The following is a 15,354-nucleotide window of genomic DNA, read 5'->3' as shown; positions in this document are numbered from 1 at the left end:
ATCATAGCCGATCGCCGGAGACCACATAAAGGGCGTATTCGGGCGTGATGAGTGGACGTTCGCGCGATGGCGCGTCAAATCGGCCCGTCGAGCCCGGCGGATTGCAGGGGCTCACGGGGAGTTTGGGCCGCCCGATGCGGCTTCGCCGGAAGCGGAGCCGGACGTAAAGCGCTGGACAATCGGCCAGGATGTGACCGGTTCGCGTTGTTCAGGAGCGTTTTTGGCGTAAGTAACAGCAGTGGCGCGGCACAGGGGCCGGGGCCCGACAAGCGGATCGGCAGGACCATTTCGACGTGACCAACAGCACGGCCTTCTTCCGTTTCCGGCGCCTGGCGGTGGCCGGCTCCATCGCGGCGCTCCTGCTGCTGGCCCCCCACGGCGCCTGGGCACAGGCCCGGCTGGACGCCCAATATGAGGCTTCGCTGGCTGGCATCCCCGTCGGCAAGGGCACCTGGGCGGTCGAAATCGGGGATGATCAGTACGGCGCCGCAGCTCAGGGCGGCACCGCGGGCCTGCTCAAGAGCTTCTCCCAAGGATCGGGCACCGGGTCGGTGCAGGGGCGCGTCGTCAACGGCGCCCTGGTCGGGCAGAGCTACCAGGCCTCGACCACCACGGGAAAGAAGTCCGAGCAGATCCGCATCAATCTGCAGAACGGCACCGTGAAGGATTTCGCCATCGAGCCGACGCCGCCGGTCGATCCCGACCGCATCCCGGTAACGGATGCCCACAAGCGCGGCGTGCTCGATCCGATGACGGCCTCGCTGGTGCGGGTGCCGGGCAATGGCGAGCTGCTGTCGCCGGACTCGTGCCGCGGCGCTGCGCCCGTGTTCGACGGCCGCATGCGCTACGAGCTCAAGCTCGACTACAAGCGCATGGAGAACGTCAAGGCAGACAAAGGCTATCGTGGTCCGGCGCTGGTCTGCGCGGTCTACTTCACGCCGGTTGCGGGCTACATCCCGGACCGGCCGGTGATCAAATATCTCGCCCAGGCCCGCAACATGGAGATCTTCTTCGTGCCGCTCGCGGGCACGCGCATCCTGGTGCCGTTCCGGGTCGTGATTCCGACCTCTTTCGGCAAGGCGATGCTCGAGGCGACCTCCTTCATCACCCAGGCCTCGCCGCACGTCGCGAAAACGCAGTAGCGCGCGGCGGAATCCTCGTTGTCCAGCCGGCGCCGTCATTGCGAGGCCGCCCGGAAAGCCAGCATGTGTCCGGCGCGCGGCCTGAACGACGGCTCGCGTGAATCCGTTTGACTCTTCGCCGATTCTGATTCGACTCGGGTCTGCTCGAAAACAGCGCCAGTTCCCTCGCGAAAGCGTTGCTTGTCGAGACCGTGAAAACTTGATCTAGTGCTGCCTTGATCGCGCGGCGCGAGATGTTGCGGTGAACGAAGCCGGAAAGGCGCTGGAGTCAGCGATTCGGGCGTGATTCGTTCTCAAGGCGTTCCGAAGCTTAAGCTGCGTCCCTATATGCGTAGCAATGTGACACAGGTGTGAGGATCGCAGCCTCTCAGAACGACGATAAATCCAGCATCCATCGCGCCTGACCCGCGCGCCTGCAACGCCGGCCTCGAGACCCAATTTAACGAATGGCTTTTTCGTCTTCTTCGGCAGCCTCGCCTTTCGAGCGCGCGTCCGACCGTGCTCCCGGAAGCGGCGTTACCGCCGTTCTCGGCCCCACCAACACCGGCAAGACGCATCTGGCGATCGAGCGCATGCTCGCGCATTCCTCCGGCATCATCGGACTGCCGCTGCGGCTGCTCGCGCGTGAGGTCTACAACAAGATCGCCGATCGCGTCGGCAGCGAGGCCGTTGCGCTGATCACCGGCGAGGAGAAGATCAAGCCGAAGAACCCGCGCTACTGGGTGTCGACCGTCGAGGCGATGCCCAGGGATCTCGACGTGTCGTTCCTCGCCGTCGACGAGATCCAGATCGCCGCCGATCTCGAGCGCGGCCACGTCTTCACCGACCGCATCCTCAACCGGCGGGGCCGCGACGAGACGCTGCTGCTCGGGGCTGCGACGATGCGCCCCATCATCGAGCGGCTGCTGCCGGGCGTATCGACCGTGACGCGGCCGCGGCTGTCGCAGCTCGAATTCGCCGGCGACCGCAAGATCACGCGACAGCCGCGCCGGACTGCCATCGTGGCCTTCTCGGCCGACGAGGTCTACGCCATCGCCGAGCTGATCCGCCGCCAGCATGGCGGCGCCGCTGTGGTCCTGGGATCGCTGTCGCCGCGAACCCGCAACGCGCAGGTGGCGATGTTCCAGAACGGCGACGTCGACTATCTCGTCGCCACCGACGCGATCGGCATGGGGCTCAACCTCGACGTCGACCACGTCGCCTTTGCGTCCGACCGCAAATATGACGGCTATCAGTTCCGCCGGCTCACGCCGTCGGAGTTTGCCCAGATCGCGGGCCGTGCCGGACGGGCGACGCGCAACGGCACGTTCGGCACCACCGGGCGTTGTGCGCCGTTCGAGCCCGAGCTGGTCAATGCGCTCCAGAACCACACCTTCGATACCGTGAAGGTGCTGCAATGGCGGAACTCCAGGCTTGATTTCGCGTCCTTGAGCGCGCTTCAGGTCTCATTGGCGATCGCGCCGGGGCATGAGGCGCTGACGCGCGCGCCGATCGCGGAGGATCTGCGCGTGCTCGATCATGCCGCGCGCGACGCCGAGGTGCGCGACATGGCGCATGGCGCGGCCGCGGTCGAGCGTCTCTGGGAGACCTGCCAGATCCCCGATTATCGCAGGCTGTCGCCGGCCGCCCATGCGGAGCTGGTGACCACCGTGTTCGGCTTCCTGATGCAGAAGGGGCGTATTCCGGACGCCTGGTACGCCGCACAGGTCGATCAGGCCGACCGCGTCGATGGCGACATCGACACGCTGTCGGGGCGGATTGCACAGATTCGTACCTGGACCTTCGTGGCCAACCGGCCAGACTGGCTGCGCGACCCTGATTATTGGCAGGGGATTACCCGCGAGCTCGAAAATAAATTGTCAGACGCCCTTCATGAACGGCTCACGGAGCGTTTCGTTGATCGTCGTACCAGTGTATTGATGCGGCGCCTGCGGGAGAACAGTGTTTTGAATACGGAAATCGGCAAGACCGGCGAAGTGATCGTTGAAGGGCACGCGATCGGCCGTCTGGATGGATTCACCTTCGCGCCCGACGCCGCCGAAGCCGGCTCGGAGGCCAAGGCCTTGCAGGCTGCTGCCCAGAAGGCGCTGGCCGGCGAGATCGAGGCGCGCGCCGAGAAGCTGTCCAGCGCGCCCGACGAGCACATCGTGCTCACCGCCGACGGCACGGTGCGCTGGACCGGCGACGCGGTCGCGAAGCTGGTCGCGGCCGACGACGCTCTGCATCCGCGCCTGCGCATCATCGCCGACGAGCGGCTGACGGGTGCTGCGCGTGACAAGGTGCAGGCGCGGCTCGATCTCTGGCTGAAGACGCATATCGAGAAGCTGCTCGGCCCGCTGTTCGAATTGTCCAAGGCCGAGGACATCACCGGTATCGGCCGCGGCATCGCGTTCCAACTGGTGGAGGCGCTCGGCGTCATCGAGCGCGCCAAGATCGCGGCCGAGATGAAGGATCTCGACCAGCCGTCGCGCGCCACGTTGCGCAAATATGGCGTGCGCTTCGGCGCCTATCACATCTACGTCCCGGCGCTGCTCAAGCCGGCGGCGCGCGCGCTCGCTGCGCTGCTGTGGGCCGAGAAGCAGGGCAATGTCGACATGTCCGCGCTGACCGGCGCGCAGCATCTGGCGAGCTCGGGCCGGACCTCGTTCCCGGTCGACAAGGCGCTGCCGCGCGATGCCTATCGCGTGCTCGGCTACAAGCAGGCGGGCGAGCGCGCGGTGCGCGTCGACATCCTGGAGCGGCTGGCCGACCTGATTCGTCCCGCCCTGGCCTGGCGCGACAATGCACCGGGCGAAAAGCCCGCCGGCGCCTTCGACGGCCGCGGCTTCGTGGTGACGCAGGCGATGACCTCGCTCACCGGCTCGGCCGGCGAGGACTTCGCCTCGATCCTGCGCGCGCTCGGCTATCGCATGGAGAAGCGTCCGCCCCTGCCGCCCAAGCCGATTGAGAAGCCCGTCGAGGCTGCTGCTGCCGAGGCTGCTGCTGTGGAAACCGCTCCGGCTGAGTCGGCAGAAGCGCAGGCCGTGCCGGGCGAGGACCTCGCGCCTGTCGCCGGCGAGCCGGCCGACGAGCAGGTTCCTACCGTCGCGGAGGCCGCCGTCGCTCCGGTGACCGAGCAGACCGTCGCCGTGCCCGCGGCGGTCGGCGAGGAGCAGGCGGAAACCGCGTCGGTGTCGGCCCTGGCATCGCTGCCGACCGTCGATTTCGTCACGCCGGATGCGGCGGACGAGGCGTCCGTGGCCGAGACGGTTGCCGAAAGCGTCGTCGCCGAGGCGGAAACCGCCGTTGCTGCGGATGCGCCGCAGCCAGAAGCCGCTGAGGTCGTCGCGCACGAGGCAGCAAGCATCGGCGATGCTTCGGCTGAAGCTGCCGGGACTGAAGCTGCTGCTGGATCTACCGCGACCGCGGCTTCTCCGGCCGAGGCCGCTGCTGCCGCCGAGCCCGTCCTGGTCGAGGTCTGGCGGCCGGGCGGGCGCTCGGAGGAGCGCAGGCCGCGCCACGACCATCATCATCGCGGCCGGCCCAACCGTCCGCAGCACGAGCGCGGCCAGGCGGCCGCTGGGACGACCCCGGCCGAGGGCGGCGAGGCGCGCGAGCGCCATCATCGCGGCCAGGGCCGGCGCGACCGGATGAAGGAGTTCGGCAAGGACTTCCGCAAGGGCCCGCCGGAGACTGGTGCGGCTCCAGCCGAGGGTGCATCAGCGCCGGCGCGTGAGGAGCGCGGGCCGCGCCGCGACCATGACGCCAAGGGGCGCGACCAGAACCGCGATCGCAACAAGGGCGGCAAGTTCGGTGGTGAGGGACGCGGCGGCCGCGACTTCGGCAAGGGCGGTCGCGACAAGCGCGACGGCGGTCCGGCGCTGCGGCCCTACGCCTCGAGTGGCGGCGGAGGCCGGGATCGCGATCGTCCGGTCGATCCCAACTCGCCGTTCGCCAAGCTTGCCGCGCTCAAGGAGCAGCTCGCGGCGAACAACCGCAAGGATTGAGCGGCAAGATCGGTTGGCAAGATAGGTTGGAAGGACAACGCCGACGTCCGGCACCCCGTCAGAGCGCCAGCGCCTCGACAAATGGCTGTGGCATGCGCGGCTGGTGAAGGCGCGCACCAGCGCCGCGGCACTGGTGTCGTCGGGCCATGTCCGGATCAATGGCGTGCGCGAGACGTCGCCCGGCCACGGGGTGAAGACCGGTGACGTGCTGACCATCGCGCTCGACCGCAGCGTGCGCGTGCTCAAGGTGACCGGCTTTGCCGAGCGCCGCGGCGATGCCGCCTCCGTGCGCGGACTGTACGATGATCTGGATGGCGGACGGTCCTGATGGATTGCGCCAGATCGATTGCGCCAGAGCAATTTCCGGTTCAGTTCTTCGCCCCGCTTCACTTGCGGCACAACACGTCCTGCGCTAGTCCAAGCCAGCCGAATTGTCGATCCGTTCCGGAGCCTTGGATGACTTACGTCGTCACCGAAAACTGTATCAAGTGCAAATATACCGATTGCGTTGAGGTCTGCCCGGTAGACTGCTTCTACGAGGGTGACAACATGCTGGTCATTCATCCGGACGAATGCATCGATTGCGGCGTGTGCGAGCCGGAATGTCCGGCCGACGCGATCAAGCCGGATACCGAGCCGGGGCTGGAGAAGTGGCTGGGCGTGAACGCCGAATATGCCAAGTCCTGGCCCAACATCACCCAGAAGAAGGACCCGCCGGCCGACGCCAAGGAGCACGACGGCGAGGATGGAAAGTTCCAGAAATATTTTTCGTCGAAGCCCGGCGCCGGAGACTGACGGTCGTCTCGCGACCTGCGCGTTCACCAGCGCGCACCGGCCTGCGGGGCGCCGTCGCGCCGATCGAAATCGTTACGCGGAAACAATGGCCTAGAACACCTCTTGCGGCGAGCGGGACGCGCTGCACGAGTTGTTCTATTCCGGCACGCTTCACTTAACCCTAACTTCGTGGATCCGTCACAATACCGCCCCTGCGGCCTCTAAATCATTGATTTTTGCGGCAAATGTGCTATATATAGCACATTCTCAGAGCCGAACCCGGCCATGCGTAACCTTTTTTGGCCGCCCTTTTAGGTTCCCGCAACATCAAACAGGGGCGTGGCAGTTCCGCGCGCAGGCTGTGTCACAGAAAACGCGTAAAAAGAGTGCTTCCAAGAGTACAAAAAAAGCCGCCGCGGCCAGCCGCAGCGTTTCCAAGGGCCGTGCCCGGACTCCTGTAAAGGAGATTCGGGCTGCCGCGAAGGCCTCGGCTGCCAAGTCCACTAAGAACAAAAGAAGCGCAATGCCTGAAAAGACTGCCAAGACTGCCGCGAAAGCATCCGCCGCGAAGACCACTCTTGCAAAGGACTCTGTTGCCAAGGCTGCGCCTGCCAAGGCCGCCGCTGCGCCCAAGGCTGCCACCAAGACCGCCGTTCCTGCCGCTGCTGCCCCTGTTGCCAAGCCCGCTGTCGCCGCCAAGCCGGCTGCTCCCGCCGCGGCCGCGCCGCGCGTCGAGGAAAAGAAGCTGCCGACCCAGCGCCAGGGTTTCAAGACCAACGAATTCGTCGTCTATCCGGCTCACGGCGTCGGCCAGATCCTGGCCATCGAGGAGCAGGAGATCGCGGGCGCCAAGCTCGAGCTGTTCGTCATCAACTTCATCAAGGACAAGATGACGCTGCGCGTGCCGACCGCCAAGGTCGCCAATGTCGGCATGCGCAAGCTGTCCGACCCGGCGCTGGTGAAGAAGGCGCTCGAGACGCTGAAGGGCCGCGCCCGCGTCAAGCGCACCATGTGGTCTCGCCGCGCCCAGGAATACGAAGCGAAGATCAATTCGGGCGACATCGTCGCGATCGCGGAGGTCGTGCGCGATCTCTACCGTTCGGAGTCGCAGCCCGAGCAGTCCTACAGCGAGCGCCAGCTCTATGAAGCGGCGCTCGACCGTCTGTCGCGCGAGATCGCCGTCGTGCAGCACTCGACCGAGACCGAGGCCGTCAAGGAGATCGAGACGCAGCTCGCCAAGAGCCCGCGCCGCGGTGCCAAGACCGAAGCCGATGCGGTCGCCGAAGGTGATGCCGACGCCGAGGGCGATGATATCGACGGCGACGACACCGCCGTGGCCGACGAGGCCGCCTGATCGACCGTTAGCGCGTTTTCCAATTAGTTGCTTACGAAAGCCCGGCCGAAAGGTCGGGCTTTTTGTTTGGGATGCACGTCGACGGCACCGCTTCATGGCCATGGTGTAGACGTGCTCGCCGTTCGCGAGTTGGCGATGGACTGCGTGCGAAGGTGGGGCGCTGGTCGCACTTGCTCCGCTGTCGTCCCGGCGAACGCCGGGACCCATAATCCCGGGCGCCTGCAAGGACGCTCGCTGGAGCTCCAGCGCTCAAGCCATTTGCACTTGTGGTTATGGATCCCGGGTCGGCGCCCGGCAACGCTGTCGCGTTGCCGGTCTTGCCCGGGACGACAGTTGTGGTGTGGCCGTCCTGGCATGGTATCAACCCGCCGGAGCAAGCGGGGAATCCGTCCCTCAGCCCGTCACTCCACCACGATCTTGACGCGGTCGCGGACCTTGACCTGGGCGCGGGCGTCGAGGCCGTTGAGAACGCGGAAGCGCTCGACCGGGCGGTCGACGCCGGTCATGCGGTGCGCGAGCGACTCGACCGTGTCGCCCGGCTGCACGGTGATCACCTTGATGCGCAGCGGCCGCGCCGACTGGATCTCCTCCAGGCTGAGCCGGCGGAACGAGTTCACCGTCTCCCGCGCATTGCGCTCGCTCTCGGTGGTCTTCTGGCGCGAGGCGAAGATGAAGCGGTAGACGTCGCTGCCGACGCGCAGCGCGTAGACCTTGAACTGCCAGGGATCTCCGCTCGCCGAGGTCGAGGCCGCCGGGAAGCCGTTGATCGTCAGCTCCTCGGTCGCCGACTTGTCGACGTTCTCCATCCAGCCGGAATTGAGATAGTCGCCGAGCGTCTGCTGGGCCGGCACGCGCACCACGTCGAAGCGCATCGCCTGGGCGCCGCCTTCGCGCACGCCAATCACGGCCTGCGCGGTGTTGTCGAGCGTGAAGTTCTCCGGCGCCTGGAAGGTGAAGCCGAGCTTCGGATGCAGGAAGCGCCGTCCGCGCACGAAGCCCTCGCTCGGGTCCTCGCCGTAGACGATGTTGTCGACCGCAGCCAAGTAGGTCTCGCGGTCATGCTCCCTGGCCTCGGGGGAGACGTATTGCTTGGCGATGGCGGCAGCGTTCTGCACCCGCTCCGGCGTCGCCGGATGCGACGACAGGAAGTCCTGCGCGCGCGGGTCGATCGCCACCTTGCCGGCCTTCAGCTCGGCGTTGCGCTCCATCGAGCTCAGGAAGCGCGCCGCGCCGTAGGGATCGAACTTCGCCTTGGCGGAGATGCCGACGCCGATGCCGTCGGCCTCGAACTCCTGGGTGCGAGAGAAGCTCGCCATCGTCAGCTTGGTCTTGGCGAGCGCCAGCGCCGTCAGGTCCGGATCGTTGCCCATGTCGGAGACGACGCGGGTCACCACTGCGGCTTGCCGCGCCTGGTCCTCGCGAATCGCAGCATGGCGCGCCAGCACATGCGCCATCTCGTGGCTCAGCACCGACGACAATTCGGAGGTGTCGTTGGCGAGCGCGATCAGGCCGCGCGTCACGTAGAGCTGTCCGGTCGGCAGCGCGAAGGCGTTGACCGCACCGGAGTTCAGGATCGTGACCTTGTAGCCCTGGTCGGGCCGATCGGACACGGCCACCAGCCGGTCGACGATCTTGCCGATCAGGCCCTCGAGCTGGGGATCCTCATAGGCGCCGCCATAAGTTGCGAGAATGCGCTCGTGCTCGCGATCGCTCGCCGGCGTCGTCTGCACCATCGCCGGCTTCGGCCGCGGCGTCGGCATCGGCGCCGTCGCCTGCTGCAACTTGCCCATGTCGCTGCAACCGGACAACGCCAGTCCCAGGCACAGCAACGCCGGTGCGATCCACGAACCGCAGTTCATCACCGTCATGCGCTTTCGAACAGACAGGCTCACGTCGCTACTCACGTACCTTAGCGGTCAATTCCCGCTCAAAATCTCGATCTGGGCGATCTGCGTCAGTTCCAGTCTCGGACCCGCATGCGCTTCGATCCAACCGCGCACGCGAACCTGTCGATTCGCAAGTGATTTGACGTCGACGCCGGCACCTTCCAATACCGCCATCATACGCTTTGGAATAGTCACCGCGAAGCCCCGTGTCCAGCTACGAGCGAAGTTCAGATAAGTTGTTGTCCCCGTCTGTCGTACGGACAACACCTTCCCTTCGACAACCGTAAATTGCCCTAGGCGAGACAAAATATCGTCTGGACTTTCCGTGTTTTTTATGACGGTCCCAATCTTCCAGAGACCGCGTCCGGCGCTGCGTGCCTCGGCTTCCGCCGCACCCAGGCTGAGGGCGCAATCCCGGTCCGGCAGGTCGATCCCGCGCAGCACGGCGCCCTGTCGGAGCAGCTCGCTCTGCACCGGCTGGTCCGCACCGGCCACGAAGGCGAAGGCGCGCTGCCGGCCGTAGCGGTCCGGAGTGTCGTCCTCGCCGCGCAGCACGACGTCGCGGCCGCGCAGCAGCACGCCCAGCGCATCGATCGCTGCCGCGCGCTGCTCCTCCGGCGGCACCTCGATGCCGGCGAGCCTGACCTCGCGACCGTCGTCGAGACGGACGCTGCGTGCATCGATGATCTCGCTGACGTGTCCTTCGCCGAGCTCGGCGAACATGCACGGCGAGGCGTGACTCGCCGACATCATCGCGATGGTCGCGACGCTCGCGCCGAGCGCAATCAGCCTCCATCTGCTCCGCATCCTGCGCTCTCTCGTCATGCTGCATCATCGCACGAAATTTCCATTCCACTGAGCGGAAAGCGGCGACCGGCGATGCTTTTGCTGAGCGTGCTGAGCGCTTGCCGCCTGCGGCCACGTACGCCATGATGCGAACTATCAAAGAGGCCGTCGCCATGTAGCGATGCGCCCGGCAGGGAGGATATCTATGACCAGAACCATCCGCGGCGCGGCGGCGTCGCTGTTCATGCTGGCGTCGGCGCTGACGTTCTCTGCGGGCGTGGCGCATGCGCAGAGCAAGCCGCCGCTGAAGATCGGCGGCATCCTGGACATGTCGAGCCTCTACGCCGACATCACCGGTCCCGGCAGCGAGACCGCGGCGAAGATGGCCGTCGAGGATTTCGGCGGCGAGGTGCTGGGCCGCAAGATCGAGGTGCTTGCGGCCGACCATCTCAACAAGGCCGATCTCGCCGCCAACATCGCCCGCGACATGCTCGACAACCAGGGCGTCGAGATGATCTGGGATGTCGCAGCCTCCGCCACCGCGCTGGCCGCCGGCGAGATCGCCAAGGCGCGCAACAAGATCATCATCTTCAACGGTCCCGGCTCTGTCAGGCTGTCCAACGAGGCCTGCGGCCCGTACACCGTCCACTACGTGTTCGACACCTTCGCGCAGGCCAATGTCACGGGATTGGCGGCGGTGAAGTCCGGCCTCGACAGCTGGTTCTTCCTGACCGCCGATTACGCCTTCGGCCAGGATCTGGAGAAGGACACCACCGCCGTGGTGGTGAAGTCGGGCGGCAAGGTGCTCGGCAGTGTGCGTCATCCGCTCAATACATCGGACTTCTCCTCCTTCCTGCTCCAGGCCCAGGCCTCCAAGGCCAAGGTGATCGGGCTCGCCAATGCCGGCGGCGACACCATCAACGCGATCAAGCAGGCGGCGGAGTTCGGCCTCAGCAAAGGCGGCCAGAAGCTGTCGCCGCTGCTCGCCTTCGTCTCCGACATCGACAGCGTCGGGCTCGAGACGGCGCAGGAGCTTCTGGTCGCGGAAGCGTTCTATTGGGATCTCAACGACGACACCCGCGCCTTCACCAAACGCTTCATGGAGCGCACCAGGCGCGTGCCGACCTCGGCCCAGGCCGGCGTCTATTCCTCCGTCACGCACTATCTGAAAGCCGTGAAGACGGCCGGGACGACCGATGCGGACGCCGTCATGAAGGTGATGCGGGCGACACCGATCAACGACATGTTCGCCAAGGGCGGCCGCATCCGCGAGGATGGACGCATGGTGCATGACATGTACCTGTTCGAGGTCAAGAAGCCGTCGGAATCGAAGGGGAAGTCCGACGACTACAAGCTGCTCGCGACCGTGTCGGGCGACGAGGCATTTCAGCCGCTCGAGGCGTCGCGCTGCCCGCTTGTGAAGAAGTGACGGCCGGGGCCACGGCATTCCGGGGCGCGCCTGCGCAAGGCGCAAACTCTGCCACGACATCCGTCGTTCCGGGGCAACGCGCAGCGTTGAACCCGGAACCTCGATGTGAGTCCATCAGCTCGGGATTCCGGGTTCGACGCCGCCGTGTCGCCCCGGAATGACGGGAGACATAACACCGGGAAACAACAAGGAGCGCCGGCCATGACCACCAACACGACAGTCCTGCAGCATCTCGACTCCGGCCTGCTCACGATCACGATGAACCGTCCGGAGCGACGCAACGCGCTCAACAGCGACATGACCAAGGGCCTGGTCGAGGCGGCGCATCGCGCGGCCAATGATCCCGAGGTGCGCGCCGTGCTGCTCAAGGGCGCCGGCGGCACCTTCTGCGTCGGCGGCGACGTCAAGGCGATGGCCGAAGCCAAGACCGCGCCCTCGTTCGAGACCAAGGTCTCGACCTTGCGCGAGCGCATGGAGGTGTCGCGGCTGCTGCACCAGATGCAGAAACCGGTGGTGGCGCAGATCGACGGCGCGGCCGCCGGCGCCGGCCTGTCGATCGCGCTGGCCTGCGATCTGCGGGTGGCCGGCGAGTCGGCCAAGATCACGACGGCCTTCGCCAAGGTCGGGCTGTCGGGCGATTTCGGCGGCACCTACTTCCTCACGCAACTGCTCGGCAGCGCCAAGGCGCGGGAGCTGTATCTGACCTCGCCGGTCCTGACGGCGCAGGAGGCGCTCGCACTGGGCATGGTCACCAAGGTCGTGCCCGCCGCCGAGGTCGAAGCCGCCACGCGCGCGCTGGCGCTGTCGCTGGCGCAGGGGCCGAGCGTGACGCTCGGCTACATCAAGCGCAACATCAACAATGCCGAGACGATGACGCTGGAGGCCTGCTTCGACGCCGAGGCGATGCACCACTCACGCTGCAGCGACACGGAGGATCACAAGGAGGCGGCGAAAGCCTTCGTCGAGAAGCGCGCGCCGGTGTTTCAGGGTCGGTAGCTCCGCGTTCTCCGTCATTGCGAGCGAAGCGACGCAATCCAGGGTCATGGCCTGAGCTCTGGATTGCGTCGCGTCGCTCGCAATGACGCCGCGGGCTTGTGTGAACACGTGATTCCTCAAAGAGGGCTGCGATGCCTTACCTCCACCTCCGTCAGATCTGCCTGGTCGCGCCCCGGCTCGAGCCGGTGGTCTCGGACATCACCGCGATCATGGGGCTGGAGGTCTGCTACCGCGATCTGCATGTCGCCAAATACGGACTGGAGAATGCGCTGCTGCCGGTCGGGCCGATCCTGCTCGAGGTGATTGCGCCGACCCGCGAGGACACCGCGGCGGGACGCTTCCTCGACAAGACCGGCGGCCGCGGCGGCTACATGGCGATCTTTTCCTGCGATGATCCCGATGGCCGCGCCGCCCGCGCCAACGAGATGGGTGTGCGGACCGCCAACGTGATCGATCATCCGCCCTATCACGGCGTGCAACTGCATCCGCGTGACTGCCGCGCCGCCTTCATCGAGCTCAATCACACCGAGGGCAGCGACGATGTGCTTGGCGCCTATCCGCCCGCCGGGTCGGATTGGACGCGCGCGATCCGCAGCGACGTGACGACGGCGATGACCGAGGTGGTGCTGCGGAGCCCCGAGCCGACCTCGCTCGCCGCGCATTGGGGGCGGATTCTCGACGTGGTGCCGGCGGCCGGCAGCGATGGTGTTGAGCAGTTGTACTTGCCGAACGCCCGTATCCGTGTCGAACCCGGCGAGCGCGAACTCATGAGCGGCCTGACGTTCCGCGTCGCCGATGCTGCACGTGTGACCGACGCCGCGCGCGCCCGTGGCTATGCGGTTTCAGGCGGTTGTTTCACGATTGGCGGCGTTGCCTTCGCGTTGCAGGGGGCGGTCGCCAGTTAGTTGCTCGTCATGGCCCGGCCATGACGACGTTGGAAGCTCGAGGCTCGTCACCGCCCCTTGAAGTTCGCGAAGCGCCGCTCCTCCGTTGCCTTGACGCCTTCCTTGAAATCCTCGGTCGCGCGCAGCCGGGTCTGTTCGGCGAGCTCGTGCTCGGTTGCTGCCATCACACGGTCGGCGAGGCTGGCGCGCATCGTCGCGCGGGTCGACAGCAGGCCGAGCGGCGAGCATTCGGCGATCTCGGCGGCGAGCTTCATCGCGGCTGTCCGCACCTGGTCCTGCGGCACGCATTCATTGGCGAGCCCCATCTTCAGCGCCTCTTCGCCGGTGACACGGCGGCTGGTGTAGAACATCAGCTCGGCGTTGTTCTTGCCGATCAGCTCGGGCAGCGTCACCGTCAGCCCGAAGCCGGGATGGAAGCCGAGCTTGGTGAAATTGGCGGAGAAGCGCGCTTCCGGACAGGTGACGCGGAAGTCGGCCGAGACGGCGAGGCCGAGCCCGCCACCGATGGCGGCGCCGTGCACGGCGGCGACGACCGGTTTCTTGCAGCGGAAAATCCGCACGGCCTGCATGTAGAGATGGTTGATCGCCCCGAGGCTGTCGGCCGGATCGCCTTTGGCGCCGGCCGCTTCCTGCGCCTGGCGCGCCGGATCGGTGAAGTTGGCGCCGGCGCAGAACGCCTTGCCCTGCGCCGCCAGCACCGAGGCGCGGATCTCGATGTCGCGGTCGAAGCCTTCGAGCGCGTCGGCGATCTGGTTGATCAGCGAAATGTCGAAGAAGTTGAGCGGCGGCCGGCGGATCTCGATCAGGCCGACATGGCCGTGGATCTCGACCCCGATGTCAGGAAAGTGGGTCATGGTTGTGGTCTCCGATTCTGCTTTCCGGGCGTCATTGCCAGCGCTATCAGTTCGCGACCGTCGGAATGCTGTCTGCCTCACCGCAGTCCCAGCCCGCGCGCGATGATGCCGCGCAGCACCTCGGTGGTGCCGCCCTGGATCGTCAGCTTCGGCGCGGTTTGCATCGCAAATGTCAGCTGGTTCTCCAAGGTTTCGCGATTTCCTGCGTTCTCCTCGACGAAGGCGGCGAGGTCGCGGACGCGGTGCGGCAGCTGCTGCTCCCATACCGTGCCGACGTCCTTGACGATCGAGGCCTCGACCACCGGCTCCTTGCCGGCCTGCAGCATGCCGGCGACCGACACCGACATCCGCCGCATCGCATGCAGCTGCGCCACCAGGCGGCCGATGCCCTCGGCGCTGCGCGTGTCCGGATCGGGACCGATCGCGCGCACCAGCTCGGTCAGCACGTAATAGGTTTCGAGGAAGCGCTCCGGTCCCGAGCGCTCATAGGCGAGCTCGGAGGTCGCCTGCTTCCAGGCGCCGTCGATCTCACCGAGCTGATGGTCGTCGGGCACGAAGGCGTCGGTGAAGACGACCTCGTTGAACTCCTTCTGTCCGGTGATCTGGCCAATCGGATTCACCTTGATGCCGGGCGATTTCATGTTCACCAGGAACTGCGTCAGACCATGACGCCTGTTCTCCTTGGTCGACGGCGAGGTGCGGAAGATCGCGATCATGTAGTCGGCCATGTGCGCCGACGTCGTCCAGATCTTCGAGCCGTTGATCAGCCAGCCGCCCTCGGTCTTGGTCGCGCGCGTCTTGGCTGCGAACAGGTCCGAGCCGGAGTTCGGCTCGCTCATGCCGATCGCGAAGCACAGCTCGCCGCGGCAGATGCGCGGCAGGATGTCCATCTTGATATGCTCGGGTGCGTAGCGCAGCAGGATCGGGCCGCTCTGCCGGTCGGCGACGAAGAAGCGCCTGACGGGCGCGTTGGCGACGCGCATCTCCTCGGTCACGACGTAGCGCTCCAGGAACGAGCGCTCGTGGCCGCCATATTGTTTCGGCCATGTCATGCCGATCCAGCCGCGCGCGCCGACGCGGGCTGCAAACTCGCGCGCGTCGGCATCCTCGCGCTTGGGCTGGTACGGGTTGAAGGTGCCGGCCGCGATCTCATCAGCGAGGAAGGCGCGCACCTCCTTGCGGAGCTCCTCGCATTCCCTCGGCAGGCGGATCGGATCGAAACGAAGTGCGGTCATGCGGCAA

At 66.3% G+C, this 15,354-nt stretch carries 11 protein-coding genes and 1 pseudogene; 8 read left to right on the top strand and 4 right to left on the bottom strand.

All coding sequences use genetic code 11. The features are described 5' to 3' along the window. Window positions 1-362 precede the first annotated feature (362 nt). The 5 genes and pseudogenes from QX121_RS12290 to QX121_RS12270 all read left to right on the top strand — a co-directional run bounded on the left by QX121_RS12290 (window position 363) and on the right by QX121_RS12270 (window position 7,256). Window positions 363-1,142, top strand: coding sequence for a DUF3108 domain-containing protein (locus QX121_RS12290; protein ID WP_315735736.1), 780 nt, complete (start codon window positions 363-365; stop codon window positions 1,140-1,142). Window positions 1,143-1,588: 446 nt separating this feature from the next. Then, the gene (locus tag QX121_RS12285; protein WP_315783282.1) at window positions 1,589-5,128 is read left to right on the top strand and encodes a helicase-related protein; all 3,540 of its coding nucleotides are present in this window, start codon (window positions 1,589-1,591) and stop codon (window positions 5,126-5,128) included. Window positions 5,129-5,189: 61 nt separating this feature from the next. Continuing rightward, window positions 5,190-5,456: pseudogene (locus QX121_RS12280) on the top strand (RNA-binding S4 domain-containing protein); the annotation flags it as partial. Window positions 5,457-5,584: 128 nt separating this feature from the next. Next, window positions 5,585-5,923, top strand: a complete 339-nt coding sequence (gene fdxA / locus QX121_RS12275; protein WP_315715248.1) for a ferredoxin FdxA — start codon at window positions 5,585-5,587, stop codon at window positions 5,921-5,923. A 502-nt stretch (window positions 5,924-6,425) separates the two neighbouring features. Further along, on the top strand, window positions 6,426-7,256 hold the full coding sequence (locus QX121_RS12270; protein WP_315715249.1) for a CarD family transcriptional regulator: 831 nt from the start codon (window positions 6,426-6,428) through the stop codon (window positions 7,254-7,256). Between the two features lie 401 nt (window positions 7,257-7,657). On the opposite strand, the gene QX121_RS12265 is transcribed toward QX121_RS12270, so the two are convergent. Together QX121_RS12265 and QX121_RS12260 are read right to left on the bottom strand one after the other, a co-directional pair. Then, window positions 7,658-9,124 carry a M48 family metalloprotease gene (locus QX121_RS12265; RefSeq protein ID WP_315735734.1) on the bottom strand — a complete coding sequence of 489 codons (1,467 nt, stop codon included), beginning with the start codon at window positions 9,122-9,124 and terminating at the stop codon, window positions 7,658-7,660. Window positions 9,125-9,172: 48 nt separating this feature from the next. After that, on the bottom strand, window positions 9,173-9,967 hold the full coding sequence (locus tag QX121_RS12260) for a thermonuclease family protein (RefSeq protein ID WP_409999333.1): 795 nt from the start codon (window positions 9,965-9,967) through the stop codon (window positions 9,173-9,175). A 205-nt stretch (window positions 9,968-10,172) separates the two neighbouring features. Between QX121_RS12260 and QX121_RS12255 the strand changes: the two genes are divergently transcribed. The 3 genes from QX121_RS12255 to QX121_RS12245 all read left to right on the top strand — a co-directional run bounded on the left by QX121_RS12255 (window position 10,173) and on the right by QX121_RS12245 (window position 13,258). Beyond that, on the top strand, window positions 10,173-11,357 hold the full coding sequence (locus QX121_RS12255) for an ABC transporter substrate-binding protein (protein WP_315812191.1): 1,185 nt from the start codon (window positions 10,173-10,175) through the stop codon (window positions 11,355-11,357). Window positions 11,358-11,558: 201 nt separating this feature from the next. Continuing rightward, the gene (locus QX121_RS12250) at window positions 11,559-12,353 is read left to right on the top strand and encodes an enoyl-CoA hydratase (protein ID WP_315812051.1); all 795 of its coding nucleotides are present in this window, start codon (window positions 11,559-11,561) and stop codon (window positions 12,351-12,353) included. A 131-nt stretch (window positions 12,354-12,484) separates the two neighbouring features. Continuing rightward, window positions 12,485-13,258: a hypothetical protein gene (locus QX121_RS12245; RefSeq protein WP_315812050.1), complete on the top strand. Its 774-nt coding sequence runs from the start codon at window positions 12,485-12,487 to the stop codon at window positions 13,256-13,258. A 47-nt stretch (window positions 13,259-13,305) separates the two neighbouring features. On the opposite strand, the gene QX121_RS12240 is transcribed toward QX121_RS12245, so the two are convergent. Continuing rightward, window positions 13,306-14,112, bottom strand: a complete 807-nt coding sequence (locus QX121_RS12240; protein ID WP_315735138.1) for an enoyl-CoA hydratase/isomerase family protein — start codon at window positions 14,110-14,112, stop codon at window positions 13,306-13,308. A gap of 77 nt (window positions 14,113-14,189) precedes the next feature. Then, complete coding sequence (locus QX121_RS12235) at window positions 14,190-15,347, bottom strand: acyl-CoA dehydrogenase family protein (protein ID WP_315812049.1); 1,158 nt, start codon at window positions 15,345-15,347, stop codon at window positions 14,190-14,192. Between the last annotated feature and the right edge of the window lie 7 nt (window positions 15,348-15,354).

This window comes from Bradyrhizobium sp. SZCCHNR2028 (genome assembly GCF_032380995.1).
In the GTDB taxonomy this organism is placed as follows: Bacteria; Pseudomonadota; Alphaproteobacteria; order Rhizobiales; family Xanthobacteraceae; genus Bradyrhizobium.
This window is presented reverse-complemented; position numbering and strand designations above follow the sequence as displayed.